Below are 1,119 nucleotides of genomic sequence, written 5' to 3'. Positions count from 1 at the left end.
AGTCGTGCCTGACGAACTGGATGAAGACCGCCGATGTCGAGGACGGCGTGAAGCCGGGCGTGACTGCGAGCGACAATGCCGAGTTGCGTGAGGCCAAGAAGCGGATCCGGCTGCTCGAGCAGGAGAACGAAGTGCTGCGTCGTGCGGCCGCGTACCTGTCGCAGGCGAACCTGCCGGGAAAATGATGTACCCGCTCGTCCGCGAGCTGGCCGTGGACGGTGTCCCCGTCACGGTGACGTGCCGGGTCCTCAAGATCGCCCGCCAGCCCTACTACCGCTGGCTGGCCAACCCGGTCACTGACGCCGAACTCGAGCAGGCATACCGCGCCAACGCCCTGTTCGACGCGCACCGAGACGATCCGGAGTTCGGCTACCGATTCCTCGTCGATGAGGCCTACGACGCGGGCGAGGTCATGACCGCTCGAACGGCCTGGCGGATCTGCTCGACCAACGGCTGGTGGAGCGCCTTCGGCAAGCCCAAGCACGCCAAGGGCGGCAAGAAGCCCGGCCCGCCGGTCCATGACGACCTCTGCGCGGTCATCGACAAGCACGGCGTCGTCCGGCACGAGTTCAACGCCGACGCCCCGAACCAGCTGTGGCTGACCGACATCACCGAACACCGCACCGGTGAGGGCAAGCTCTACCTATGCGCGATCAAGGACGCCTACTCCAACCGCATCGTCGGCTACTCCATCGACTCCCGGATGAAGTCGCGGCTCGCGGTGACCGCGCTCAACAACGCAGTGGCTCGCCGGGTAGATGTCGCCGGTTGCGTCGTCCACAGCGACCGCGGCTCTCAATTCCGCAGCCGGAAATTCGTGCACGCGCTCAACCGTCACGACATGGTCGGATCCATGGGCCGCGTCGGCGCCGCCGGCGACAACGCCGCCATGGAGTCCTTCTTCGCCCTACTGCAGAAGAACGTGCTGGACCGCCGCACCTGGGCCACCCGCGAAGAGCTCCGCATGGCGATCGTGCGATGGATCGAAAGGACCTACCACCGCCGCCGCAGACAGGCCGCTCTCGGGCGATTGACTCCCATCGAGTACGAGACCATCATGACCGCGCCAGCCACTCAGGCTGCGTGACCCAACCTGTCACCTGATCGTGCAGCAGTCCC

At 66.1% G+C, this 1,119-nt stretch carries 1 protein-coding gene; it reads left to right on the top strand.

The window, feature by feature from the left end; all coding sequences use genetic code 11:
* Positions 1 to 1,087, top strand: a protein-coding gene (locus tag ACYU7L_RS16515; protein WP_460798860.1) for an IS3 family transposase whose coding sequence is annotated in 2 segments (ribosomal slippage) — positions 1 to 176 and positions 179 to 1,087 — 1,085 coding nt annotated over the 2 segments. Because the reading frame shifts where the segments join, the coding sequence is not laid out codon by codon here. This gene is flagged as partial in the annotation.
* Positions 1,088 to 1,119 lie beyond the last annotated feature (32 nt).

The sequence above is a fragment of the Nocardioides pacificus genome, assembly GCF_054775955.1.
This window is presented reverse-complemented; position numbering and strand designations above follow the sequence as displayed.